Annotated in this window: 25 protein-coding genes; 21 read left to right on the plus strand and 4 right to left on the minus strand. The window is 64.6% G+C overall.

Features of this window, described 5'->3' with window-relative positions; all coding sequences use genetic code 11:
- The coding region (locus tag NTZ43_00430; protein ID MCX5765675.1) for a hypothetical protein at nt 1-208 on the plus strand (208 nt) is incomplete at its 5' end.
- Complete coding sequence (locus NTZ43_00435) at nt 199-846, plus strand: phosphoribosylanthranilate isomerase (protein MCX5765676.1); 648 nt, start codon at nt 199-201, stop codon at nt 844-846. The genes NTZ43_00430 and NTZ43_00435, both read left to right, overlap by 10 nt.
- Here the strand turns inward: NTZ43_00435 and NTZ43_00440 are convergent.
- On the minus strand, nt 843-1,142 hold the full coding sequence (locus NTZ43_00440; GenBank protein ID MCX5765677.1) for a hypothetical protein: 300 nt from the start codon (nt 1,140-1,142) through the stop codon (nt 843-845). The two genes, NTZ43_00435 and NTZ43_00440, sit on opposite strands and share 4 nt — an antisense overlap.
- A 126-nt stretch (nt 1,143-1,268) precedes the next feature.
- On the opposite strand from NTZ43_00440, the gene NTZ43_00445 reads away from it, so the two are divergent.
- The 4 genes from NTZ43_00445 (at nt 1,269) to NTZ43_00460 (ending at nt 6,239) form a co-directional block, all read left to right on the plus strand.
- On the plus strand, nt 1,269-1,721 hold the full coding sequence (locus NTZ43_00445) for a hypothetical protein (protein MCX5765678.1): 453 nt from the start codon (nt 1,269-1,271) through the stop codon (nt 1,719-1,721).
- Nucleotides 1,722-1,826: 105 nt separating this feature from the next.
- The gene (locus tag NTZ43_00450; protein MCX5765679.1) at nt 1,827-2,759 is read left to right on the plus strand and encodes a metalloregulator ArsR/SmtB family transcription factor; all 933 of its coding nucleotides are present in this window, start codon (nt 1,827-1,829) and stop codon (nt 2,757-2,759) included.
- Between the two features lie 96 nt (nt 2,760-2,855).
- Nucleotides 2,856-4,373: an adenosylhomocysteinase gene (ahcY, locus tag NTZ43_00455; protein MCX5765680.1), complete on the plus strand. Its 1,518-nt coding sequence runs from the start codon at nt 2,856-2,858 to the stop codon at nt 4,371-4,373.
- A 222-nt stretch (nt 4,374-4,595) separates the two neighbouring features.
- Nucleotides 4,596-6,239, plus strand: a complete 1,644-nt coding sequence (locus NTZ43_00460; protein ID MCX5765681.1) for a D-aminoacylase — start codon at nt 4,596-4,598, stop codon at nt 6,237-6,239.
- Between the two features lie 87 nt (nt 6,240-6,326).
- On the opposite strand, the gene NTZ43_00465 is transcribed toward NTZ43_00460, so the two are convergent.
- Nucleotides 6,327-7,352, minus strand: a complete 1,026-nt coding sequence (locus NTZ43_00465) for a carboxypeptidase-like regulatory domain-containing protein (protein MCX5765682.1) — start codon at nt 7,350-7,352, stop codon at nt 6,327-6,329.
- 96 nt (nt 7,353-7,448) lie between these two features.
- On the opposite strand from NTZ43_00465, the gene NTZ43_00470 reads away from it, so the two are divergent.
- Entirely contained in the window at nt 7,449-8,726 is a 1,278-nt protein-coding gene (locus NTZ43_00470; GenBank protein ID MCX5765683.1) for a dipeptidase, read from the plus strand.
- Here NTZ43_00470 and NTZ43_00475 read toward each other — a convergent pair whose 3' ends face one another.
- Nucleotides 8,727-9,680 carry a cobalamin-dependent protein gene (locus NTZ43_00475; protein MCX5765684.1) on the minus strand — a complete coding sequence of 318 codons (954 nt, stop codon included), beginning with the start codon at nt 9,678-9,680 and terminating at the stop codon, nt 8,727-8,729.
- 96 nt (nt 9,681-9,776) lie between these two features.
- Between NTZ43_00475 and NTZ43_00480 the strand changes: the two genes are divergently transcribed.
- A complete protein-coding gene (locus NTZ43_00480; protein MCX5765685.1) occupies nt 9,777-10,268 on the plus strand; it encodes an SRPBCC family protein in 492 nt (163 codons plus the stop codon).
- Here the strand turns inward: NTZ43_00480 and NTZ43_00485 are convergent.
- On the minus strand, nt 10,261-10,923 hold the full coding sequence (locus NTZ43_00485; GenBank protein MCX5765686.1) for an HAD-IB family phosphatase: 663 nt from the start codon (nt 10,921-10,923) through the stop codon (nt 10,261-10,263). The genes NTZ43_00480 and NTZ43_00485 overlap by 8 nt on opposite strands.
- 146 nt (nt 10,924-11,069) lie before the next feature.
- Between NTZ43_00485 and NTZ43_00490 the strand changes: the two genes are divergently transcribed.
- The 13 genes from NTZ43_00490 to NTZ43_00550 all read left to right on the plus strand — a co-directional run bounded on the left by NTZ43_00490 (nt 11,070) and on the right by NTZ43_00550 (nt 23,464).
- Nucleotides 11,070-11,597: a GNAT family N-acetyltransferase gene (locus tag NTZ43_00490; protein ID MCX5765687.1), complete on the plus strand. Its 528-nt coding sequence runs from the start codon at nt 11,070-11,072 to the stop codon at nt 11,595-11,597.
- 37 nt (nt 11,598-11,634) lie between these two features.
- Entirely contained in the window at nt 11,635-12,843 is a 1,209-nt protein-coding gene (locus tag NTZ43_00495) for a DUF2911 domain-containing protein (GenBank protein MCX5765688.1), read from the plus strand.
- A gap of 127 nt (nt 12,844-12,970) precedes the next feature.
- Nucleotides 12,971-14,086 carry a transaldolase gene (gene tal, locus NTZ43_00500; protein MCX5765689.1) on the plus strand — a complete coding sequence of 372 codons (1,116 nt, stop codon included), beginning with the start codon at nt 12,971-12,973 and terminating at the stop codon, nt 14,084-14,086.
- Nucleotides 14,083-15,486 carry a pyruvate kinase gene (gene pyk / locus NTZ43_00505; protein MCX5765690.1) on the plus strand — a complete coding sequence of 468 codons (1,404 nt, stop codon included), beginning with the start codon at nt 14,083-14,085 and terminating at the stop codon, nt 15,484-15,486. The genes tal and pyk overlap by 4 nt, the downstream gene beginning before the upstream one ends.
- The gene (locus NTZ43_00510) at nt 15,483-16,262 is read left to right on the plus strand and encodes an MBL fold metallo-hydrolase (GenBank protein MCX5765691.1); all 780 of its coding nucleotides are present in this window, start codon (nt 15,483-15,485) and stop codon (nt 16,260-16,262) included. Before pyk ends, NTZ43_00510 begins: the two co-directional genes overlap by 4 nt.
- Nucleotides 16,259-17,614: a glucose-6-phosphate isomerase gene (locus NTZ43_00515; GenBank protein ID MCX5765692.1), complete on the plus strand. Its 1,356-nt coding sequence runs from the start codon at nt 16,259-16,261 to the stop codon at nt 17,612-17,614. Before NTZ43_00510 ends, NTZ43_00515 begins: the two co-directional genes overlap by 4 nt.
- Nucleotides 17,615-17,739: 125 nt before the next feature.
- Nucleotides 17,740-19,158, plus strand: coding sequence for a class II fructose-bisphosphate aldolase (locus NTZ43_00520; protein ID MCX5765693.1), 1,419 nt, complete (start codon nt 17,740-17,742; stop codon nt 19,156-19,158).
- A gap of 68 nt (nt 19,159-19,226) precedes the next feature.
- On the plus strand, nt 19,227-20,135 hold the full coding sequence (locus NTZ43_00525; protein MCX5765694.1) for a hypothetical protein: 909 nt from the start codon (nt 19,227-19,229) through the stop codon (nt 20,133-20,135).
- A 33-nt stretch (nt 20,136-20,168) separates the two neighbouring features.
- Nucleotides 20,169-21,077: a YihY/virulence factor BrkB family protein gene (locus tag NTZ43_00530; protein ID MCX5765695.1), complete on the plus strand. Its 909-nt coding sequence runs from the start codon at nt 20,169-20,171 to the stop codon at nt 21,075-21,077.
- A complete protein-coding gene (locus tag NTZ43_00535; GenBank protein ID MCX5765696.1) occupies nt 21,077-22,099 on the plus strand; it encodes an aminotransferase class I/II-fold pyridoxal phosphate-dependent enzyme in 1,023 nt (340 codons plus the stop codon). Before NTZ43_00530 ends, NTZ43_00535 begins: the two co-directional genes overlap by 1 nt.
- Before the next feature lie 19 nt (nt 22,100-22,118).
- Nucleotides 22,119-22,493: a rhodanese-like domain-containing protein gene (locus NTZ43_00540; GenBank protein MCX5765697.1), complete on the plus strand. Its 375-nt coding sequence runs from the start codon at nt 22,119-22,121 to the stop codon at nt 22,491-22,493.
- Nucleotides 22,494-22,546: 53 nt separating this feature from the next.
- The gene (locus NTZ43_00545; GenBank protein MCX5765698.1) at nt 22,547-22,984 is read left to right on the plus strand and encodes a PaaI family thioesterase; all 438 of its coding nucleotides are present in this window, start codon (nt 22,547-22,549) and stop codon (nt 22,982-22,984) included.
- 12 nt (nt 22,985-22,996) lie between these two features.
- Nucleotides 22,997-23,464, plus strand: coding sequence for a hypothetical protein (locus NTZ43_00550; GenBank protein MCX5765699.1), 468 nt, complete (start codon nt 22,997-22,999; stop codon nt 23,462-23,464).
- The last annotated feature ends 6 nt before the right edge of the window (nt 23,465-23,470 follow it).

The following is a 23,470-nucleotide window of genomic DNA, read 5'->3' on the forward strand; positions in this document are numbered from 1 at the left end:
CCGCTTCAGCGCGTCGGGCGTATGGGTGCGTGAACACGGCGGCCCCGTGCGCGATGGCGAGGTGCTCCCGTCGTTCCCCGCGCTCTACGCCGGGCGCATCACCGGCACGAGCATGTCGCTCACCGTCACGCGCACCGATTCCGCCGTCGCAATCGGCACGTTCTCTCTCACCAAAGGGAGCGCCGCAAGCGTGTTCAAATGCCTGTGATGAAAGTGTGTTGCATCGCGTCGCTCGACGAAGCTGAACTCGCGTCGTCGCTCGGCGCCTATGCTATCGGGCTGGTGTCGGCGATGCCGAGCGGGCCCGGGCCGATCCCTGACGAACTGATCGCCGAGATCGCCGCCGCCGCGCCGACGCATCTGCAGAAGTTCTTGCTGACGTCGCGCCTCGACGCCGACGAAATCGCGCAGCAAGTGATGCGCGCCGGCACCAATACGGTGCAGATCGTCGATGCGCTCGCGTCGGGTTCGCATGCGCGGCTTCGTGATCTCATCCCACATGTTCAGCTTGTGCAGGTCATCCACGTGACGGGGGAGGGAAGCATTCGCGAGGCGGAATCGATTGCCGCCGAGGTGGACGCGATTCTCCTCGACTCCGGCAATCCGACGGCGAAAAGCAAAGAGCTCGGCGGCACCGGCCGCACGCACGATTGGGCGGTGAGCCGCGCCATCGTGAAGGCCGTCGGCATCCCCGTGTACCTCGCCGGCGGCCTGCGGGCGGAGAACGTGGCCGAGGCGGTGGACGTGGTGCGGCCGTTCGGCGTGGATGTGTGCAGCGGCGTGCGGACCAATGGCGCGCTCGACGCCGAGAAGCTCGCCGCGTTCGCGGCGGCGATTCCGGGCTAGCGGCCCGGCGGGGTCTTGGGATCCGTGCGGCCCGCCGTCTCCGTCGAACGCGGCGGCTTGGGCGCGTCGAACCAGTTCCACGGCGTACGCATCCATAGGAACGCGCGCCACACCGCCGCCGATCGCCCACGCCACCAACGCAGCCCCAGGCGCGTGCCGGCAAACTCCACGATCCACGTGAGCACGAAGACGACCAACAAAATCACCAACGCTATTGGCCAGAGCGGAATGGCCAGCAATGCCAACGCCGCCACCACGGGGGCGAGCAGAAAACAGGGGCCAATCGCGAGTACCATGCGGGGGAATCTAGGCCGCGCGTCGTGGCGCGTGCCCGCGCGATGCAGGGCCGACCCGCCATCCTGCGGCCGGAGATGATATGTTATGAGTGTGCAGAAAAGTCCCTCTCGTGGCGGAGCCCGGCGATGAACTCGATGAACGGAAAAATTCTGGCGCTGCTCTGTGGCGCTACGCTACTCGTCCCCGCCACGCAGTGGGCCCAAAGCGCGCCGGCACCTGCGACGGAAGCGCGCAAAGGTCCCGCAACGCCACCGCCGTTGTTTTTCATTGACGGCGTCAAGCAAACGCCGCCCAAAGCCGCCGCAGAACCCACGGCGAACCGCAACGACGCGCGGGCAGTGACCACGTCCGATGCGGCCAAGGCCAGCGCTCCCGCCGCTCCCGCCGCTCCCGCCGCTCCCGCTAAGGTGCCGTCGCCCGCGCTGCTCGACTCCTGCGCCGCCTGCGCGGCAATCCGCCCGGAAGACATTGCGTCCGTAGAAGTGTTGAAGGGTGCGAAAGCGATCGAGCTCTACGGCGTTGAAGCCACCTACGGCGTCGTGCTCATCGTCACCAAGCCGGGCGCCAAAAAGCCCTGACCGACTGCGGCGCGCACCCCCTGCGCCCGCTCGGGCCCAGCTGCGCCCATCCCGCGCCCCTTGACGCGGCGCCGAAAGTAAGCAACCTTTCATCCGGATATACGGATGAAGAAAAACCCTGTCTTCGATCGCCTCACCGCGCTCGCCGACCCGATTCGTGCCCGGCTCCTGCTCATCCTCGAGCGGCACGAACTCACGGTCGGCGAACTGCGCTCGGCTCTCCAGCTCCCCCAGAGCACGGTGAGCCGGCATTTGCGCGCGCTCGCGGATTCCGGCTGGGTCGTGAGCCGCGAAGATGGCACCAGCAATCGCTATCGCATGCCCGTGCGTGAACTCGACGCCGCCTCGCGCCGGCTCTGGCAGTCGGTGCGCGACGACTTCGGCGCACACGCCACCGCCGCCCGCGACGCCGAACGCGTGCGCGCCGTGCTCGCCGACCGACACTCCACGAGCCAGCAGTTCTTTGCCTCGAGTGCCGCGCAGTGGGATAAACTCCGCGCCGAACTCTTTGGCGCGCGCACCGAACTCTACGCCCTCCTCGGGCTGCTCGATCGCAACGCGATCGTCGGCGACCTCGGCTGCGGTACCGGTCAACTCGCTGAGGCGGTGGCACCGTTTGTTAAACAGGTGATTGCCGTGGACGAATCCACCGCGATGTTGCGTGCCGCGCGCGCGCGACTCGCGGGGCTCAAGAATGTGGACGTCCGTCAGGGCACACTCGAGACACTCCCGCTGGAAGAAGGCGAGCTCAATGTGGCGATCCTCAGTCTCGTGCTGCACTACATCGCCGATCCCGCGCACGCGTTGGCGGCCGTGCGCCGCGCCCTCGCCGTGGGCGGCAAAGCCTTGATTGTGGACATGCTCCCACACGACCGCGCCGAACTGCGCGACACGATGGGGCACGTCTGGCTCGGCATCGGAGAGCAACAGCTGCACACGTGGGCGTTCGAGGCGGGCTTTACGCAGTGCATCGTGCACGCGTTGCCGCCCACGCCAAACACCAAAGGTCCGACTTTGTTCGCGGCGACATTGATGTAGCGCCGTCACCCGATGGTTCCAGCTCCACCACGCATCCCGTTCGCAACGCATCACGCATTTCATTTATCAACCGTTTCTCCCCTCACGAAAACCCTCATGTCAGCCACTGCCGTTACGCTGCACCCATTCGACGCCGCCAAAGCCGCCGGCCGCGAACCCTTCAAGGTCCGCGACATCACGCTCGCGGAGTTCGGTCGCAAGGAACTCCGCCTCGCCGAATTCGAAATGCCAGGCCTCATGGCGCTCCGCGTCGAATACAAAGGCAAGAAGCCGCTCGCCGGCGCCAAGATCATGGGCTCCCTGCACATGACCGTGCAGACCGCCGTGCTCATTGAAACGCTCACCGAACTCGGCGCCGATGTGCGCTGGGTGAGCTGCAATATTTTCTCGACGCAGGATCATGCCGCCAGCGCGGTGGTGGTTGGCAAGGATGGCACTGCGGATCATCCGCGCGGCACGCCGGTGTTCGCCTGGAAGGGCGAGACGCTCCCCGAATACTGGTGGTGCACCGAGCAGGCGCTCAGGTGGCCCGACGGCTCCGGCCCGAACCTTCTTCTTGATGACGGCGGCGACGCCACGCTCCTCATTCACAAGGGCGTCGAGTACGAAGCCGCCGGTAAGGTGCCCAAGCACAACCCGGACAAGGAGAGCGAAGAGTACGGCGTCATTCTCGACCTGCTCGCCACCGAGCTCAAGAAGGACGGCAAGCGCTGGACCAATGTGGCCGCCGACCTCAAGGGCGTTTCGGAAGAGACGACCACTGGCGTGCACCGTTTGTATGAAATGATGAACGCCGGCACGCTTCTTTTTCCGGCGATCAACGTCAACGACTCCGTCACGAAGAGCAAGTTCGACAACCTCTACGGCTGCCGTCATTCGCTCACCGACGGCATTCTTCGCGCCAGCGATGTGATGCTCGCCGGTAAGGTGGCCGTCGTGCTCGGCTACGGCGATGTGGGCAAGGGCTGCGCGCAGGCGCTCAAGGGACAGGGCGCGCGTGTGGTCATCACCGAAATCGATCCCATCTGCGCATTGCAGGCGGCGATGGAAGGCTATCAGGTCACCACGCTCGACGCCGTCGTGAGCACGGCCGACATCTTCATTACCGCCACCGGCAACAAGGACATCATCACCGCCGCGCACATGGCCAAGATGAAGGACAAGGCGATCGTCGGAAACATCGGTCACTTCGATAACGAAATCGACATGGCCGGCCTCAAGAACTACAAGGGCGTGGAACGCATCAACATCAAGCCGCAGTACGACGAGTTTGTGTTCCCCGACGGCCATAGCGTGATGATTCTCGCCGAAGGCCGCCTGCTCAACCTCGGCTGCGCCACGGGCCACCCGAGTTTTGTGATGAGCTGCTCCTTCACCAATCAGGTGGTCGCGCAGATTGATCTGCACCTCGCGGGGCAGGGCAAGCCGACGGTGTCGGGCACCGTGTACGACAAGAAGGCCGTGTACACGCTTCCCAAGAAGCTCGACGAAAAAGTCGCGCGCCTGCACCTCGACAAAATCGGCGTCAAGCTCACGGAGCTCACCGCCGATCAGGCGGCGTACATCGGCGTAGATGTGAAGGGGCCGTACAAGGCCGACCAGTACCGGTACTAAACGGCTACGGCAGTTAACGGTTTTCCGTTTTCCGTTATCCGTCATTTATAACCGAAAACGGAAAACGGTAAACGGTGAACGGTCTACAGTAGTTGGTAGTCCGTCCTCGCTCGAAGCCGAACAGCAACCGTCCGCGCCCCCCACCCGGTGCGCGGACGGTTTTTGCGTTCGCCCGGGCCCGCCCACTCGCGGCCACCGCCAACATGCGGCAGATTTTCCACCATGACATCCAGCCGCCGCTCCTTTCTTGCAACTAGCGCCGCCGTCGCCGCCGCTGCCTGCACCCCGCTCACGCGTCTGGCGAGCCCGAGCCGAGCGATTCTCATTAAGGGCGGCACCGTCGTCGACGGCACCGGCGCACGGCGCGTGGTGGCGGATGTGCTGATAGAGAATGGCATCGTTCGCGAGATCGGTCCCAATCTGCAGTCGAGCGGCGCCGACGTATTAGACGCCCGCGGATTGATTGTCACTCCAGGATTTGTGGACATTCACTCGCATGGCGACGGCGGTATCACCGCCGATCCCATGGCGGAGTCGCTCGTGCGACAGGGGGTGACCACCATCGTCGTGGGGCAGGATGGCTCGAGCAATGGTCCGCGCGAGCAAGATGACCCCGACGCGCGCTTCACCTCCATTGGACAGTATCTCACCTCGCTCACACGCGATGTGAAGCCGGCCGTGAATGTGGCGACGATGGTCGGGCTTGGGACGGTGCGCGGCGCCGTGGTTGGCCCTGCGGATCGCCCCGCCACGCCCGACGAACTGCGGCGTATGACGGCGCTCGTGGCGCAGGCGGTGCTCGAAGGGGCCTGCGGCGCGAGCACGGGTCTCGAGTATGCGCCCGGCGCATTCGCGAGCATTGATGAACTCATTGCGCTGTGCAAGCCACTCGCAGCCAAGCGCTTGCCATACTCCACGCACATGCGCAACGAAGACGACACCCTCGTGGAGGCGGTGGACGAAGCGATTGCGATTGCGCGCGGCGCCGGCGTGCCGCTCCAGATTGCGCACCTCAAAACGAGTGGCGTGCGGAACTTCAGCAAGATCGACACGGTGCTCGCGCGTATTGATGCCGCAAAGATCAGCGGCATGGACGTGGCCTTCGATCGCTATCCGTATGTCGCGTATTCCACGGGGCTCAGCAACATGTTTCCCGTGTGGGCACTCGACGGTGGCAGCGCCAAGTTTGTGGCGCGCCTCGAGTCGCCAGCCACCGCGGCCAAGGTGCGCGCCGAGTCTGAGGCCAAAGCCGCGACGGTGGGAGGATGGCACAATGTGGCCATCTCCGGCGTCAGCAATGCGGCCGACCGTGCCGCCGAAGGGCAGCGCGTGGATGACCTCGCGAAGGCCGCCGGTGTGGCGTCATACGAGTACGCCGCCGGATTGCTCAAGCGAAATGGCGGGAGCGTCGGGACGGTGGTCTTCGCGATGAGCGAGGACAATCTCAAACGCTTTCTCGCGCATCCGCTGGGCATGGTGTGCAGCGACGGCGGCTCCTTTGCCGTCAGCGGCGCGTCGCGTCGCGGCCATCCGCATCCGCGTGGGCTGGGTTCGTTCCCGCGCGTGCTCGCCAAGTACGTACGCGAGTCGGGCACGCTCTCGCTCGAACAAGCGGTCTACAAGATGAGTGGCTTTCCCGCCTCGCGCCTCGGACTCGGCGCCGGCGTGGGCGTACTTAAAGTGGGAGCGGCCGCGAACGTCGCCGTCTTGGATGCTGCGACCGTGGCGGATGGCGCGACGTTCGCCGATCCGTTTCAGTATCCCACGGGCATCCCGTACGTTGTGGTCAACGGCGTGGTCGCGCTACGGGACGGCGAACGCTCGCACGAGCGCAGCGGGCGCGCCTTGCGCGCGGTGGGGCGGTAGCGACGCGACCAGCGTGAAAACCGGTCGCAGTCGCTACCACGCGACCGACGTGTAGTCCGGTCGCGTCGCTACCATCGCCACGCGCCCTCAGCGCATCCACACGACTGCATAAAACGGCCCGCGCCGCGACCCTGTCGTTTGCACTGGCCGGCATCCCGCGCCGCGCAAGTAGCGTGCGATCGTCCCCGAGCTCTCGCTCCCCGGCGGGTACAGCTCCACCATTTCCACCTCGCTCGTGTCGTACGAATCGAGCGTGAGGTTGCCCACGATGCGGCGGCCGTCGAGCAGAACGCACGCCATGCTGTTCACGACTTGGAGATCCAGCACGAGCATCGCCGAACTCGGCGAGCGCATCACGGCCTGCCCCAGCGGGAGATCGTCGAATGGCTCGAGATCTTGCCGCGACAGCACCGCCGCGCGTCCACCGCGCGAGACAATCCGCTGCTGCGCATCGGCCCACGCGGCCTCCACGAAGTTGGAACTGCCGCTCAGTTCGGCGAGGCGCGTCGCCGACGTGTGCAAGCTGTCGAGCAGGTTGAGATGGAGGACGATGCCGCGTGTATCTTCGAACCGCAGACTCACCACTCCCATTTCGTACCCCGGCTTTCTGCCTTTCACCACCAGAGGGCCTGGGCGCAAGTTCGTAAACGAGAACCAGCCGTCCGGTCCGGACGTCGTGGTCGCGTGCCCCGCGCCCACCAAGTCCACGATTGCGCCCGCGAGCGGGTAGCCGCTCGAATCGGTCACCACACCGGCCAAGATTTTCACCTTGGCTTCCACCAGCACGGTGTCGAGTTGCGCCGGTGCCGGCACGAGTTCCACATCGACCGTCGTGGTGGCGTTGGCCTTCACCAAAATGTTGGCCACCGCCGGCAGGAACCCGACTTTGCGGACGCCGAGCATACGAGCCCCGGGCGCGATCGACGGAAAGACGAACGTGCCGTCCCCGTTGCTTCGAATGCGAATGGTGGCGCCACCGATCGAGATTTCGGCGTCTGGAACCGGGCGACCATCGGCGAGCGTCACCTTGCCCGAGACGCTCGCGGGGAGCGGTTGGTCGCGCACAATTTGTGCGCGCGCACGGAGTGGCAACGCGAGAGCGAGGAGAGTCACGACAGTCAGTCTGAGCGCGCGCATGGGCTTCCTCAAGAAAGGGGGTCGGGCCGAGGCGGGGGGCGGCGCCGTTCTGATATGGCTATAATGATACCCATGAACCTTCTTCGCTATGCCGCCCTGCTCGCCTGCGCCGGCTCCCTCAGCGCCCAGGCCCCCGCGTCGAAATCAGCGGCCGACGCCCTCGCTCACGCCAAGGCAATCCTCGCCACCACGCCCCTCGTGGACGGCCACAACGATCTGCCGTGGGCCATTCGCGAAAGCAAAACGGCGCCGCGCGACGTCGGGGCCTATGACCTCCACAAAACTACGCCGCACCAGACCGACCTCGCACGCATGACCGCGGGCAAGCTCGGCGGTCAGTTCTGGAGCATCTACATCCCGGGAGAAGTGAAGGACTCGGGCTTCGCGCGCATCCAGCTTGAGCAGTTCGACATCGCACGCCGCATTGTGGCGATGTACCCCGAGAAACTCGTCGCAGCCTCCACCGCCGCCGATATCCGCGCGGCATTCAAGAAGGGCAAGGTCGGCTCGATGCTCGGACTCGAAGGCGGACACGCCATTGAGAACTCACTCGGCGCCCTCCGCATGTACTACGACCTCGGCGCGCGCTACATGACGCTCACGCACAACGTCACGCTCGACTGGGCCGACGCCGCGCTCGACAGCGCCAAACACAACGGTCTCACGCCGTTCGGCAAGGAAGTCGTGCGCGAAATGAACCGGCTCGGCATGTTGCTCGATCTGTCGCACGTCTCACCGGCGGTCATGAGCAACGCGCTCGATGTCACCGAATCGCCGGTGATCTTCTCGCATTCGTCGGCGCGCGCGATCGTGGACCACAAGCGCAACGTGCCGGACTCGATTCTCCGTCGCCTCCCCAAGAATGGCGGCGTCGTGATGGTGACGTTCGTTCCAGGCTTTGATTCGCCGGCGGTGTTCGCACACGCTGCTGCCCGCACGACTGCAGCGGCCGATGCACGTCGTCGGCTCGGCACGGATGCCGCCGCGATCGCGCGTGACATGAAGACGTGGGACGCCGCACACCCCGCGCCGCACGCGACCATCGGGGACGTGGCGAATCATCTCGACCACATCAAAAAAGTGGCCGGCCCCAATCATGTGGGCATCGGGAGCGACTTCGACGGTGTGGACGATGATCTGCCAGACGGACTTCAGTCGCAGGCCGATTACCCCGCGCTGTTCGCCGAACTCATTGTGCGCGGCTGGAGCGATGCCGACCTGCGCAAACTCGCCGGCGAGAATGTACTCCGCGCGCTGGGCACCGCAGAGAAGGTGGCCAAGCGGCTCCAGAAGGAACGGCCGCCGTCCACGAAGACCATCGACCAGCTCGACCGCGGCCCCAAGATGTAACTAGCGCGCGTTCAGTTGCTCGTTGAACCAGATGCGTAACTGAACCAACGTGAGCAAGCGCGTGGCATCGACTTCCTTGATGACGCGCTCGTAGCCACCGGATCCGCTCCCGCCCACCACCAGCTTGGTGTGCGGGAGCGCTGCGCGTAATGCCCTCAACTCGCTGGGCAGCCGCACGTCGTCGCTTGGCACCACAATGCTCAGCGCAACTGCCGTGGCGTTGGTACGCTGCGCTGCTTCCACAAAGTCGGCCGCCGGCAGATTGCCGCCGAGGTAGAGCACGCGCCATCCGGAGGTGGCGCCCGCGGCAGCGGCGAGCATCGCGCCCAGCTCGTGCACGTGACCAGACGGCGTCCCCACCACCACAAGCGGTGCCGCCTTCGAGGCCTGCGCGCCTTCCATCATCCAGCCCAGTGTCTGGCGAATGACCTGCGAGGCCATGTGCTCACTGGCAGGCCGTAGCACACCTTGGTGCCAGAGCGAGCCGATGGTGAAGAGCAGGGGGCTGAGGACCCCTTCGAGCATCTCGTCCACACCGAGGTAGAGAGCGGCGCGGCGAAGAATGGCTTCGAGTGCTCGGTCGTCGTGGTTCTCAGCCGCTTGGAGCGCCGCCGCGAGTACGGAGTCGCCCGATGATGTTGAGACGGCGGCGTTGCTCGAGTCGCTCGCCATCTTGAGCGATTTCGCTTCTTTGTCGACGAGCGCCTGCAGCGCTTCGGTGGTGTATGGCGCGACGTGGCTGATCGGCCATCCGGCGTCCACAGCCTGACGCAACAGCGTGAGGCGGGTGATGTCGGCGCTGGAGTAGAGCCGCTGCCGCCCCGATGACCGCGACGGAGTCACCGCGTTGTAGCGGCGTTCCCAAGCGCGCAGGAGATCAGGACTCAATCCGGTACGTTCCACCACGGCTCGAACTGGATGCAGCGTGTCGATGCTGGGAAGCTCTGAAGTCATCAGTGTCCAGAATGGATGTCTGAAAAATGTAAGCATTGTCTAACTATTTGTCAATAAAAGCTGGACATTTATAATCTCGACAGTTATTGTCCAGATATGGAAAGCATCTTGTCCACATCTATTACCGTCCCGCTCGGTCGCGCTGAAGTCTTTGACTTCTTTGCAAATGCCGAGAATCTCGGTCGCGTCACGCCGCCTGAACTTTCGTTCCGTATCGACTCGCCGACCCCGGTGCCGATGGCCGAGGGCACGCTGATTGACTACACGATTCGGCTGCACGGCGTGCCGATGCGCTGGCGTACGCGCATTGCGGCGTGGGAGCCGCCGGACGTGTTTGTGGACGAGCAGTTGAAGGGACCGTATGCGCAGTGGGTACACACGCATCGGTTGACCGAGGTTCCAGGCGGCGTGCGGATTGATGACACGGTCCGCTACGCGTTGCCGCTTTGGCCGCTGTCAGCCGTGGTGCATCCGCTTGTGCGGCGGCAGTTGCGACGGATCTTCACCTTCCGTCAGGAGACGGTGGCGTCACTGCTGCTTGGCGCTCGGGCGCACCTCGCCACGATTGCGCCGGTCCGCTTCAGCTAGCGTCGCCGAGAACGAGGGCGCGCAGTTCGGCGAACGATGACACGACGTGATCGGCGCCCGCCACGACGGCGTCACGCGTAATAAATCCCGTGAAGGCCGCAAAGGCATCGGCTTCGCCCGCCGTGCGCATCGCGAGATCGGTGCTACCGTCGCCAACGGCGAGCAGTGGTCGGGGGAGGGCAATGAGTTGCGCCATCGTCACCTTTCCGCTCTCCGTGGCCAGCGCCGTCCGCAGGTCATAGCCGTCGTAGTAGCCGCGCTCGTCGTGAAAGGTGCGCACGGCGTGCACGTCGGCCTCGTCAATGCCCAGCGATTCGGCGAGCGGGAGAATCGCTTCATACAAGCCGCCGCTCACCACTGCCACGCGCACCCCAGCGTCGAGGAAGGCGCGCACGGTGTCGGCCGCGCCAGGTGCCACCTTCATGCGATACGCGAGTCCCAACGTCTGGCATTCCGCGAGGGTCGGCGCCACGGCGTCGAGTCGTTCGCGGTAGACGCTGTCGAGTGTCACGCGGCCCGACATCGCGTCGTCGGTGAGTTTGGTCACGCGCACTCGGAGCGCATCGCTCCGGTGAGCGGCAAGCCAATCGATCCCTTCAATGCCAGAGAGGGTCGAGTCCACATCCAGAATGACCGAAGCAAAGCGCGGGGTCATAGGGCAGCTGGGAGAGTGTGGCGATGGAAGCGCAGACCGTACTTAGGAAAGGTATAGACGGTGTCTCACATTGACATCCGCTGGGGGGATGGCGCGCCGGCCGGGGGGGAGGAACCACGGGCGCGCTGGCGCTACCTTTCGGCGCAATGACAGCATCCTTCCAGTTTCGTGACATTGGCCCGGACGAGGCGGCCGCGTATTCGCGCTTTGCCCGCGACATCTTTGTGGCCACTTACGGCCCGCACTATCCGGCGGCTCGGCTCGAGCGACATGTGCGCGCCGCCTTCAGTGAAGCCGCGCAGCGGCAGGAACTGTTGGATGCGCGTCGGACGTCGATTGGCGTCTACACCGACGACGGCGCGATGGCAGGATTTGTGGTGATGCACCGCAGCGACACGCCGCCCGAAGTGGTGGGCGCTCGTCCCGTGGAGGTCGAGCGCTTCTATGTGGGCGAGGCGCATCACGGCGCTGGGCTGGCCATGCGCCTGATGAACACCGCCCTCGAGCGCGCGACTGCCAATGGGCACGACGCCGTCTGGCTCAGCGTGTGGCGCGAAAATGCGCGCGCGATTCGCTTTTACGAAAAGGCAGGCTTCGCGCGGGCTGGCCGAATTGAGTTTCTCTTTGGTGGCGAAATGGAACTCGACACCCTCATGGCGCGTACCCTTCCATAGTTACCGTACACCGTTCCCCCCACTCGCAGGAGTTTCGATGGTACGTGTCCTCCGCTTGAACCGCGTGCTTTCGCTCGCGATGCCCACGTTGGCGGCGCTCGTCGCCAGCGTCGCGCCGACCAGCGTCCGCGCGCAATCCCGCTCGTTTGTGGTGCGTCTTGGCGCTGACACGTCGCGTATCGAGAAGGTTGTCCGCACGGGTAATAAGATCGACGGCACCGTCGTGAGTCATCTCCCGACTACGTCCGTGCTCAAGTATGCGATCACGCTGAATGCAGACGGCACCGTGGCGAGCTACGAGCAAGGCTCCTATCGGGGCGACGGCACGCCCGCGCCGAACTCTCCGCAGGGGGTGCAGGCGACGGGGATTCGCATCGCGTTCGCGTCGGATAGTGTCACGCGGTCGTGGACGGCCAATGGCCAGCCGGTGTCGCGCCATCACGCCGTGCCAAAGGGAACGCTCCCGAGCATCGGCGGCTCGTACGTGATTGTGGAAATGGGGATCGCTGCCGCGCGCGCGGCGGGTTCTACGAGCTACAAAACGATCTCCGCCACCTCGGCGCAGGACAATCCGAGCACCGTCGATCTTGTACTGGTGAGCGCGGATTCGGTGGAAGTGGTGCAGCAAGGATTCCGCACAGGATACAAGCTCGATAAGAACGGACGCATTGTGCGCGGCGATGGCTCGCTCACGACGCAGAAGCTGATTGGAATGGCGGCGGGTGACATCGATGCCGACGCGCTCGCCAAGGGTTGGGCGGCGCGCGATGCGGCGGGGCAGGGCGTGGGCGTGGCGTCCACGCGCGACACCGCGCGCGCCACGCTCGGCGGCGCGACGGTGACGCTCGACTACGGCCGCCCCGCCAAGCGCGGACGCGAGATTTGGGGTGCCCTCGTGCCGTTCGACACCGTCTGGCGCTTTGGTGCCAACGCGGCGGCGCAGCTCAAAACCGATAAAGATCTCGATATTGGCGGAACCACCGTGCCCGCGGGCGCGTACACGGTGTGGCTACTCCCCACCAAGGGAACCTCGCTGCTGGTGATCAGCAAAAAGACGGTGGACGAGCGCGGCACGCCCCTCTGGGGCACGGGGTACGACCCGTCGCAGGACCTCGCCCGTATTCCGCTGGCGAACCACAACGGCCTCCCCGAGCTCGAGGAGCGGTTTCATGTATTTTTCCAGGGCGACCTGCTCATGCTGCACTGGGACAAAGCCGGATTTGGCGTAAAGGTAAAGGCCAAGTAACAGGGCGCTCCATGTGATGCGCCTTTTGGGGCGCCTCGGGCGGGCGGCGGAGCGAATCCGCCGCCCGTTTTGTTATCTTTGTACCAGTTGGCTCACCCTGCCGTGCCACTCTCGCCATTCTCCGCCGATGCCCACTCCATTGCATGCGTTGCTCGCCGCCGGTCAGTCCGCTTGGCTCGACTACATCGATCGCACCATGCTGCATAACGGCGAGCTCGTCCGTCGCATTCGCGAGGAATCGCTCACGGGGATGACGTCGAACCCGACGATTTTCGAGAAGGCGCTGGCACAGGGCACCGCATATGACGCGCAACTCACGAGCGCCCCGGCCGGCGCAACGGCGTGGGAGCTTTTTGAACTCGTAGAAACAGACGATGTGCGCAATGCCTGCGACATTTTTCGCGGCGTGTACGACGCCTCGTTGGGCGGCGACGGCTACGTCTCGATCGAAGTGAGTCCGGCGTCGGCGCATGATGCGGCGGCAACGGTCGCCGAAGCGCATCGCCTCTGGGCGAACGTGGCCCGGCCGAACGTCATGATCAAAGTGCCGGGCACGCCGGAGGGATGCATCGCGCTCCGGCGCCTGATTGCCGATGGCATCAATGTGAACGTCACGCTGCTCTTTGCCGTGGACGCCCACGCCCGTGTGATCGACGCCTACCTCGGCGGACTCGAAGACCGCGTCGCGGCGGGTGGTGACGTGTCGTCGATTTCGAGCGTGGCGAGTTTCTTTGTGAGCCGTGTGGACAACGAAATTGACAAGCGCCTCGGGCAAATCGGATCGCCCTCCGCCACCGCGTTACTCGGCACGGCCGCGATTGCGAATGCGAAGATGGCCTACGCGCTCTTCCGCGAGCGCTTTGCGGGTCCGCGTTGGGACGCGCTCGCGGCCAAGGGCGCGCGGGTGCAGCGCCCGCTCTGGGCGAGCACCGGCACCAAGAACCCGGCATACTCCGATGTGAAGTACGTCGAGACCTTGATTGGCGCCGATACCGTGAACACGCTGCCGCCGGCCACGCTCGATGCATTCCGTGACCACGGCAAGGTGGCGCGCACGGTGGACACCAATGTGGCGGAGGCGCGCGCGCAGTTAGCGGCCATTGCGGCGCTGGGCATTGATCTCAGCGCGGTCACCGACCAGTTGCTCACCGAAGGGCTCGCCTCGTTTCAGAAGAGTTTTGATACACTCATCGCCGGCCTCGAAGGCAAGGCCAAGGCGCTGGGCCGTTCGGTGAACGCGTGACCGATTTAAAAACAAAGATTGTCGCCACGCTCGGACCGGCGTCGTCGTCGCCCGAGGTGTTGCGGGCGTTGATTGCCGCGGGGTTGAATGTGGCGCGCATCAACTTCTCGCACGGCACGCACGCGCAGCATGCGGCGACGATCGCGCTGGTTCGTGCGCTCGCCGACGAAGCGGGCCGCCCCGTTGCGATTCTCGGTGACCTGCAAGGCCCGCGCATTCGCATTGGCGACTTGCCCGCGCCGCTGGAAATTGCGGACGGGTCGGAGCACACCTTCGTCTACGAATCGCTGGCCGCGGCTGGTGAGATTCCCGTGACGTACGATCACATCGCGGAGGATGTGCAGGTCGGCGGGCGCATTCTGGTGAACGATGGATTGCTCGAGTTCGTCGTGACGGGTGTTGATGGCGCTCGCGTGCGCGTGCGCACGGAACACGGCGGTCAGATGAAGTCGCACAAGGGAATGAATCTTCCCGGTATCGATGTGTCGGCTCCGTCGCTCACCGAAAAAGACATAGTCGACATTGCCTTTGCGGTGGAGCAGGATCTCGATTATCTCGCGCTCAGTTTTGTGCGGCGCGCCGAGGATATCACGTCGCTCCGCGCCCGTCTGCCCAAGACGATGCTGATTGTGGCGAAGATCGAAAAAGACAGCGCCCTCGAGCGGCTCGAAGAAATTCTCGAAGCCTCCGATGCCGTGATGGTTGCGCGCGGCGATCTCGGCGTGGAGCTCCCGTACGAAGCGGTGCCGCTCGCGCAGAAGCGCATTATTGGGCTGGCCAATCGCTACGGCCGGCCGGTGATTACCGCCACGCAGATGTTGGAATCGATGATTGAGAACCCGCGCCCCACGCGCGCCGAAGCCAACGACGTGGCCAACGCGGTGCTCGATGGTACCGACGCCGTGATGCTCTCGGCAGAAACGGCCGCGGGCGCTTGGCCGGTACTCGCGGTGCAGGCGATGCATCGCATTATCAGTGCTGCCGAAACGTTGCCGGTGACGCGCGGTGTGGGGCTCGACCGCCTCGAAGCCGGCACGGCGAGCACCGAGGAAACCATTGCGTCGGCGTCGGTCACTGCGGTGCGGCTCATTGGGGCCTCCACGGTGGTGGTGTTTACCAAGAGCGGCTTCAGCGCTCGCATTGTGGCGGCGCGCCGCCCCACGGTACCGATTGTGGTGCTCACCGATCAGGCGCGCACCTACCGGCAGATGGCGCTCGTCTGGGGCGTGGTGCCCGTGCTCGTGCCGCACTGTAAGACGTATGAACAGATGGCGGCGCTGGCCAAGCAGGTGATCGTCGAGCGCGGGCTTGCACATGCGGGCGACCGTTTGGTGGTGACCGCGGGTGTGCCGTTCGATGTGCCCGGGAGCACCAATCAGCTCAAGATCGAAGTCGTGTGAAGCTCACCTTTCTCGGAACCGGCACGAGCTTTGGCGTTCCGCAGATCGGCTGCGCGTGCGCTGTGTGTCACTCAAGCGACCCGCGCGATAAACGCACGCGTGTGGGCGCCGTGATTGAGGGAGCAGGGACCACGTTGCTCATCGATGCGCCGCCGGAGCTCCGGCTCCAGCTCGTTGGGAGCGGCGTTGCAAACGTGGATGCGGTGCTCTTTACGCACGATCACGCGGATCACACGCACGGCGTGGACGACATTCGCGCGATCTCCGTGCGGCGTGGGGGCAAGTTGCCGTTTTACGGGCCGGCCGAAACGCTCGCGAGCCTCGTGCACCGTTTTCCATATATTTTTGATGATGCCATTCAGGTGATCGTCGGCACCGCAAAACCTGAGGGCGCCACGCATGTGCTGGAGCCTGGGCGGGTTGAGCGCATTGGCAACCTGGACGTACTGCCAGTTGAAGTGCCGCACGGCTGGGTGCGCGTGTTCGGATATCGGGTTGGTCCCATTGCATATGTGACCGATGCCAAAGCGGTGCCCGACGTAGCGATTGAACAGTTGCGTGGCGTCAAGGTGCTCGCGTTGAACGCGTTGTTTCACGAAGCACATCCCACGCATTTGAGTTTTGCAGAGGCAATTGACACGGCCCGCCGCATTGGCGCGGAGCGCACGTATTTGACGCACCTCACGCACAACGATTCGCACGCCGAGCTCGAAGCGGAGCTCCCGGCCGGTATCGCGCCGGCGTTCGACGGACTCCAAGTGACGGTGGACGAATGACGCTGCATCTCGATTTTACCAATATGATGGCGCCGGCGGTGCCCACAGGCCCGACCGAAGATGAATGGCGCGCCCTCGCGTCGCGCTTTGAGGCGGTGCATCAGGCGGTGGAGCGTGATGCGGCGACCGGCCGATACGGATTTGCCGAGGTCGATGCGCAGGCCGCCGAGCAGGCGCGCGTGGTGACCTTTGCCGACTCAGTGCGCGGCGCCTTCGACGACGTGGTGGTCCTCGGCATCGGCGGCTCGGCGCTCGGTGCAACCGCGCTGCGCACGGCGCTCTGTGCCACGGATTGGAATGCACGCTCTACGGCCGCGCGGGCGGGGCAGCCGCGTCTACACGTGTATGAGAATGTCGATCCGCGTAGCATCGTCGCGCGCCTCGATGCAGTGGATCTCACGCGCTCGCTTTTCTTGGTGATTTCCAAGTCAGGCGGCACGGCCGAGACGATGGCGCAGTATCTGCTCGTGCGTGCGCGCCTTGAAGCAGCCGGGCTTCCGCTGGCACGCCATTTGGTCTTCGTCACCGATCCGGTGCGCGGGCTCCTGCGGCCGATCGCCGAGCGTGAAGGGATTCCGGTATTCAGCGTGCCCGCGAATGTCGGTGGACGTTACAGCATCTTCACGCCGGTGGGGATGCTCCCCGCGGCGCTCGTGGGAATCGATACGGCGGCACTGCTCGCCGGTGCACGCGAAGTGGTGCAGCGTGCGGCATCGCAAAATCTCGCCGTCAACGGGGCCGCCGTGTTTGCGCTCTTGCAGTGGCGCGCGCATACGCGCCACGGACAGGGCATTCACGTGATGATGCCGTACAGCGACGCGTTGCGCGACATGGCGCCTTGGTTTGCGCAGTTGTGGGGCGAGAGTCTTGGGAAGGTGGATGCTGACGGCACCGCCGTCGGCCCGACGCCGGTGGCCGCACTCGGTGCGACCGATCAACACAGCCAGTTGCAGCTGTATATGGAAGGCCCCACCGACAAGACGGTGACCTTTTTGGTGGAGCGATCGCGAACGACGGACCTCGCCATTCCGGAGCCACCGCCAGCGTTGGCGGGTGAACTCGGATATTTGAGCGGACGAAGCTTTGGCGATCTGCTGGACGCGGAACAGCGCGCGACGGCCGCGGCGCTGGCGCACGCTGGCCGCCCCAATCAGACGTTGTCGGTGGACCAGACGGATGCACGCGCGGTGGGCGGGCTCCTGATGTTCCTGATGTTTGCCACGGTGTACGCCGGAGCCCTGTACCACGTCGACCCGCTCAACCAGCCAGGGGTGGAGGCCGGGAAGGTGCTGGCGCGGGCAGAACTCGCTGATGGGGTTAGGCCGCTCGGTTCGGGCCGCTGGGCCGTCTGAAACAGTTATTGGACCGTTGATTCGGCCTTGGCGCGGGGGCAGATTCATCTATTGATAGTGAACGCGTCCGGCTCCGCTCTTGGCCGGCACGCGGCCGTTGCTGCCTCACTCCCACGCCCGCCGCAATGACGCACCACGACGCGCTCCAAGCGCTCCTCGCTCCCGCCGCTACGATTGAAGGGCACACGATCCACGTGCGCGACGCAGACGCGTTGCGCGGCCCGCTCATGGACGCGCTGGTGGAACGCGCCGTGTTCGGCGAGGCCGAATCCAAAGATTGGGCGCGCTGGGCGATCTGGGAAATCGGGCAGGCCGTGGGTGTGCGCTCCGCCTCGATTCACGATCTCTACATTGCGCGTGGCAAGGGACTCTGCCACGGCTTTACCGTGCCGGCCATCAATGTGCGTGGTCGCACTTATCACACGGCGCGCGCCGTGTTTCGGACCGCGCTCGCGACCAAGGCGGGCGCCTTTATTTTTGAAATCGCGCGTTCCGAAATCGCCTACACCGATCAGCGCCCAGCGGAATACGTGGCCGTGATTCTCGCGGCGGCGCTCCGCGAGGGATATCGCGGTCCCGTCTTCGTGCAGGGCGACCACTTTCAAGTGAACGCCAAGAAATACGCCGTGAACGCGGCGGAAGAAGTGCAGAACGTGAAGTTGCTCGCCACCGAAGGGGTGCAGGCCGGGTTCTATAACATCGACCTCGACACCTCCACGCTGGTGGACCTCGCGCACGACACGCTCGACGCGCAACAGCGGCTCAACTTTGAAGTCGGCGTCGAACTCACGCGGCATGTGCGCGCGCTCGAGCCAGCTGGGGTCACGATCTCGCTGGGCGGAGAGATTGGCGAAGTTGGGACTTCCAACTCTACCGTCGAGGAACTCCGCGCCTTCATGGATGGCTACAACCGTACGCTGGCGCGCGAAGCGCCCGGCGTGACGGGGTTGTCGAAGATCAGCGTGCAGAGCGGTACATCGCACGGGGGCATTGTGCTCCCCGACGGTTCGATCGCCGCCGTGTCGCTCGACATCGACACGCTTGCGGCGCTCGGGAAGGTGGCCCGCGACGAGTATGGGATGAGCGGCGCCGTGCAGCACGGTGCGAGCACGCTCCCCGACAGCGCGTTCGACGCCTTCCCGCGTGCGGAGACGGCGGAAATTCATTTGGCCACGGGTTTCCAGACGATGCTCTACGAGCATCTGCCCGCTGCGTTGCGCGACGAGATGTATGCGTGGCTTCGCGTGAACGCCGCAGACGAGCGGAAGCCAAAGGATTCAGACGAGCAGTTTTATTACAAGGCGCGCAAAAAGGCGATTGGCCCGTTCAAGCGGCAGCTCTGGTCGCTGGACGCCTCGACGGCGGCCGCGTTGGACACCGCGTACGACGCAAAGTTCCGCTTCCTTTTTAACCAGCTTGGCATCGGTGGAACGGCGGCGACAGTGGAGCAGTATGTGAAGGTGGCGCCGATGCATCGCGCGGCACCAGCGGATGGCGGTCACGGACACGTGGCCGCACCCGACGACCCGGACGCCGGCGAGTAGGCGTTCACAACCCTTGGCGACGCCATTGTGGACGGCGCCATCTTGTATCACTTGGGAGGCAAGACTATATGCTGAAAAACGTAACCGCGCTGTTCGCCCTCGTTGCGCTCGTTGCCGCTTGCGATCGGTCGAAGCCGGAGCTTGAAAAGTCGCTCAAAGAGATTCAGACGATTTCGGCCGAAAAAGACTCACTCCTCAAGGACGTGATGCAGACGTCGCAGTTCATTGCGGACGTCAACACGCAGATCGCCGAAGTGCGCAGCCGGAACGCCGGCAAGCCCGTGCAGGGGGCGAATGGCGAAATGGAGAGCTCCCAGACGCCCGCGCAAATGCGCGAGACGATCAAGGTGAAGATCAAGGAACTCACCGACCGTCTCAACGAAAGCGAGTCACGGTTGGCCGCGAGCCGCAAGCGCGTGCAGGACATGACCGCCAACAACAGCTCGCTCACCACGCAGCTGGCCCAGTATGACTCGACGATCAAGGCGTTCACCTCGATCATCGAAAACCAGAAGACGGAGATCGTCGCTCTGACCGAGCAGCTCGCGGCCGCCAAGGCCGAGAACACCACGCTCAAGCAGGAAAAGGCGGTGCTGACCACCGAGAAAACGCAGTTGAACACCGAAAAAGCGGCGCTCACCACCGAGCGCAACACGGTGTACTACGTGTTCGGCACCAAAGAAGAACTCATTCAGCGCAAGATCGTGGAGCAAAAGGGCGGCGTGCTCGGACTCGGCAAGTCGCAGGTGCCGGCCCGCGATCTCAACCCGGCGGATTTTCTGGCGATGGACAAGACGAAGATGAGCGAGCTCGCGTTCCCGAAGGGGGACAAGACCTACCGCATCATCTCGCTCCAGGATGTGTCGGCGCTTGAGACGCAGCCCGACAAGAACGGACGCATCAAGGGTGGCATCAAGATTACGAATGCGGAGAAATTCTGGGCCGCGTCGAAATTTCTGATCGTGATGGAGCAGTAAACGGCCTTGCCGGTCTCACCCGTGCATCCGCCTGTGGCCCCGGCGCGCTCTCGTGGCGCGTCGGGGCCGCTTGTTGTCGCCTGGGATTATGCGCGCCGCATCTGGGTAAAAGGTGGGGACGACGACATTTTCTTTCTGGCAAGCGGAGTCGCGTTCAATATTGTCCTCGCCGGCGTGCCCTTCTTTTTGTTGCTCGCCTCGGCCATTGGTTTTGTGCTCGACAAATCGGCCAAGGCGTCGAGTACGGCTGTGGCGGATTTCGTATCACAACTCTTTCCTCTCACCTTCAGTGGTGGCGGATCGATGCTCGACCCGGTGCTGCACGACGTGGTGCGCACCAAAGGAAAGGCCGGCTTCATTGGGGCGTTCGCATTTGTCTGGTTTTCCACGCGGCTCTTCGGTTCCATGCGGTCGGTGCTCACGCGCGTGTTCAACGAGGACGGCGGGCGCGGAATCGTGCTGGGAAAGCTCTTCGATGTTGGTGCCACCGTGGTCTCCACGGCGCTGGTCGTGGCGTGGGTGGGGCTGAGTGCGTACATCGCGCTCGCACGGTCGAGTGGCGTGGCCATTCTGAGTCAGTGGGGGCTGCACAATCAGAACGTGATGCAGCCGCTCATTTATCTGGGCGGGCGCGTGGCGGCCTTTGGCCTGTTGGCGGCGACCTTTTTTGCCGTGTATAAAACGCTCCCCGCCCGAAAAATGCGTTGGCAACAGGCGGTCATCGGCGCCGTCACGAGCGGTGTGTTGTTCGAAATCGCCCGCAGTCTGTTTGCGGTCGTCATTCACGAGTTCAATCCCGGATCGCTGTACACCTCCACCGTGTCGGCGATCGTCGTCGTGGTGTTCTGGGTGTACTACGCGGCCCTTATCTTTATTGTCGGCGCGCTGGTGTCGCAGGTGCATGAGCACCGCCGCGACGAACGCCTCACTCCGTGGGCCTGATGTCCTCCGTCATTGATCTCCGTAGCGATACCGTCACCAAGCCTGTCCCCGGCATGCGGCGCGCCATGGCCGACGCCGAGGTCGGCGATGATGTGCTCGACGGCGATCCCACCGTGCGGCGGCTTGAGCATCGCGTAGCCGAAATGCTCGGCACAGAACGCGCGTTGTTCTTTCCGACGGGCACGATGGCGAACCAGGCGGCCGTGTGGGCGCTCTCCCGCCCCGGCACGGAAATCCTCGCGCACGACGATTCGCATCTCGTGAACTGGGAAATGGCGGGGGCGGCTGCATTGGCCGGCGTGCAGGTTCGGTTGGTGCGCGGCGCACCGCGCATCACGCGCGACACGCTGGCCGCCGCGCTCCGTTCGCCGAGCCAAGACGCGCCACGGTGCACGTTGCTCGCGCTCGAGAACACGCACGCCGGTGCAGGCGGGGTGGTCACGCCTGCCGATGAACTGGCGGCGCTCGCCGCCGTGGGTCGCTCCATGAAACTCGCCGTCTTTCTCGATGGCGCTCGTCTGTGGAATGCGCACGTGGCCACCGGCACGCCGCTCACGGACTTCACGCGTTGTGCCGACGCGACGATGGTGTCCTTCTCCAAAGGACTCGGGGCGCCCGTCGGCTCCGCGCTGGCGGGGTCGGCCGCCGTCATTGAGGCGGCGTGGGAGGCGCGCAAGCGGTTTGGTGGCGGCATGCGCCAGTCCGGCGTTCTTGCGGCCGCTGCGATCTACGGGCTAGACCACCACTACGAGGGCCTCGCCGAGGATCACCGAAATGCCAAACGCTTCGCCAGTATTGTGGCGGAGGCGCCAGCGGCGCGCGTGGTGCCGCCCGATACCAACATCGTGATGACCGACCTCCCGTCGCATCTCGACGGCTCCACCGTGGCGCAGCGCGCACTGGAGCAGGGCGTCCGATTCTCGGTGTGGAGCTCGTCAAGAATTCGCGCTGTGATGCATCTCGATGCCTCTGCCGCCGATGTGGAACGCGCGGCGATCGTTCTTCGCGACATTATCCAGTAATCCCAATCGTGAGGTGGTTATGACGCAGCATGCCGTTGGTTTCCTGGTTCTGGTAGACGACGCCAAATCCCGCGTGCGTGAGTTGAACGTGCCGCAGACGTTGGAGCGTCAGCTCGCCAATCCCGACGTCGTGCTCGTGGATGTGCGCGAAGATCGTGAATGGAACATGGGCTTCGCCGAGGGGGCGATTCATCTCGGGAAGGGCGTGATTGAGCGAGATGTTGAGGTGGCCATTCCCAACAAGGACGCCGAGATCATTCTGTATTGTGGCGGCGGGTTCCGATCTGCACTCGCCGGTGACGTCTTGCAGAAGATGGGCTACACCAACGTGGTGTCGATGGACGGTGGCTGGCGCGCTTGGACCGCCGCTGGCGCTCCTGTCACCTTGCCGTGAGCGGAACTCACGCCCATGGACCGTCCGGCGCCGGGGCTCTCGGCGCCGACGCGTTGCAGACAGCGCTTGAGTCGCGCATTCGCACGAGCTTCGACAAACAAGCGTTCCTTCAACTGCTGGGAGCGTCGCTCGGCAGCGTGGCTCCAGGACGCGTCGAGATTACGCTCCCGTTTCGGAACGACTTGGTGCAGCAACATGGCTTTCTGCACGCGGGGGTCGGTGCTTCCGTAACCGACTCCGCCTGCGGCTATGCCGCGCTCACGCTGATGCCGGATGACGCAGCGGTGCTGAGCATTGAGTTCAAGGTGAATCTCCTCGCGCCGGCCAAGGGGGCGCGGTTTATCGCGCGGGGCGAGGTGGTGCGCCAAGGGCGCAATGTGAGCGTGGTACGCGGCACTTTTTCGGCCATCGCGCCAGACGGGGCCGAAACCCAGCTCCTCGAGCTCCTTGGCACCATGATGACGGTGCAAGGACGCGGGCTCGCCGATTAGCTAGCTTTCAGTATGGCAAATCCAACTCCGTATCGTTCGCTCGCTCCCGCCCGCCGCTTGGCCCTCGTGACCAAGGCCATGACCGCGCATCGTGATGTCCGCGCTGGATTCGTGCAGCGCCTCGTTTCGCGCGGCGGCGGTTTCCGCGCCGCAACGCTGATGTCGTGGCCGGTGGACCGGCTCGCGCGTGAAATCGTGCGCATGAACGCCGAAAGCAACCAAGACGAACTCGACCTGCTCCATCTCCTGTATGTGGAGTTTGAGCCGGCTATTCAGATCACCTTCCTCGACGCCGCTGGCGTGAAGCACGCGAACGGGGTGATCGAAGAGTCGCTGGAGCCGCCCTTTGCCACCGAGGCGGCGGTGAAGCGCGCCGCCGATGCGGTGCGTGCCGCCCATGGCGAAGACGGTGCGCACTATCTCTTTACCATTGCGACCTACAACTTAGCGTCGTGGCCGGGGCTCACCCCTTCGGCGTAGTCCCCC

The organism is Gemmatimonadota bacterium, from assembly GCA_026387915.1.
Lineage (GTDB): Bacteria > Gemmatimonadota > Gemmatimonadetes > Gemmatimonadales > Gemmatimonadaceae > Fen-1231.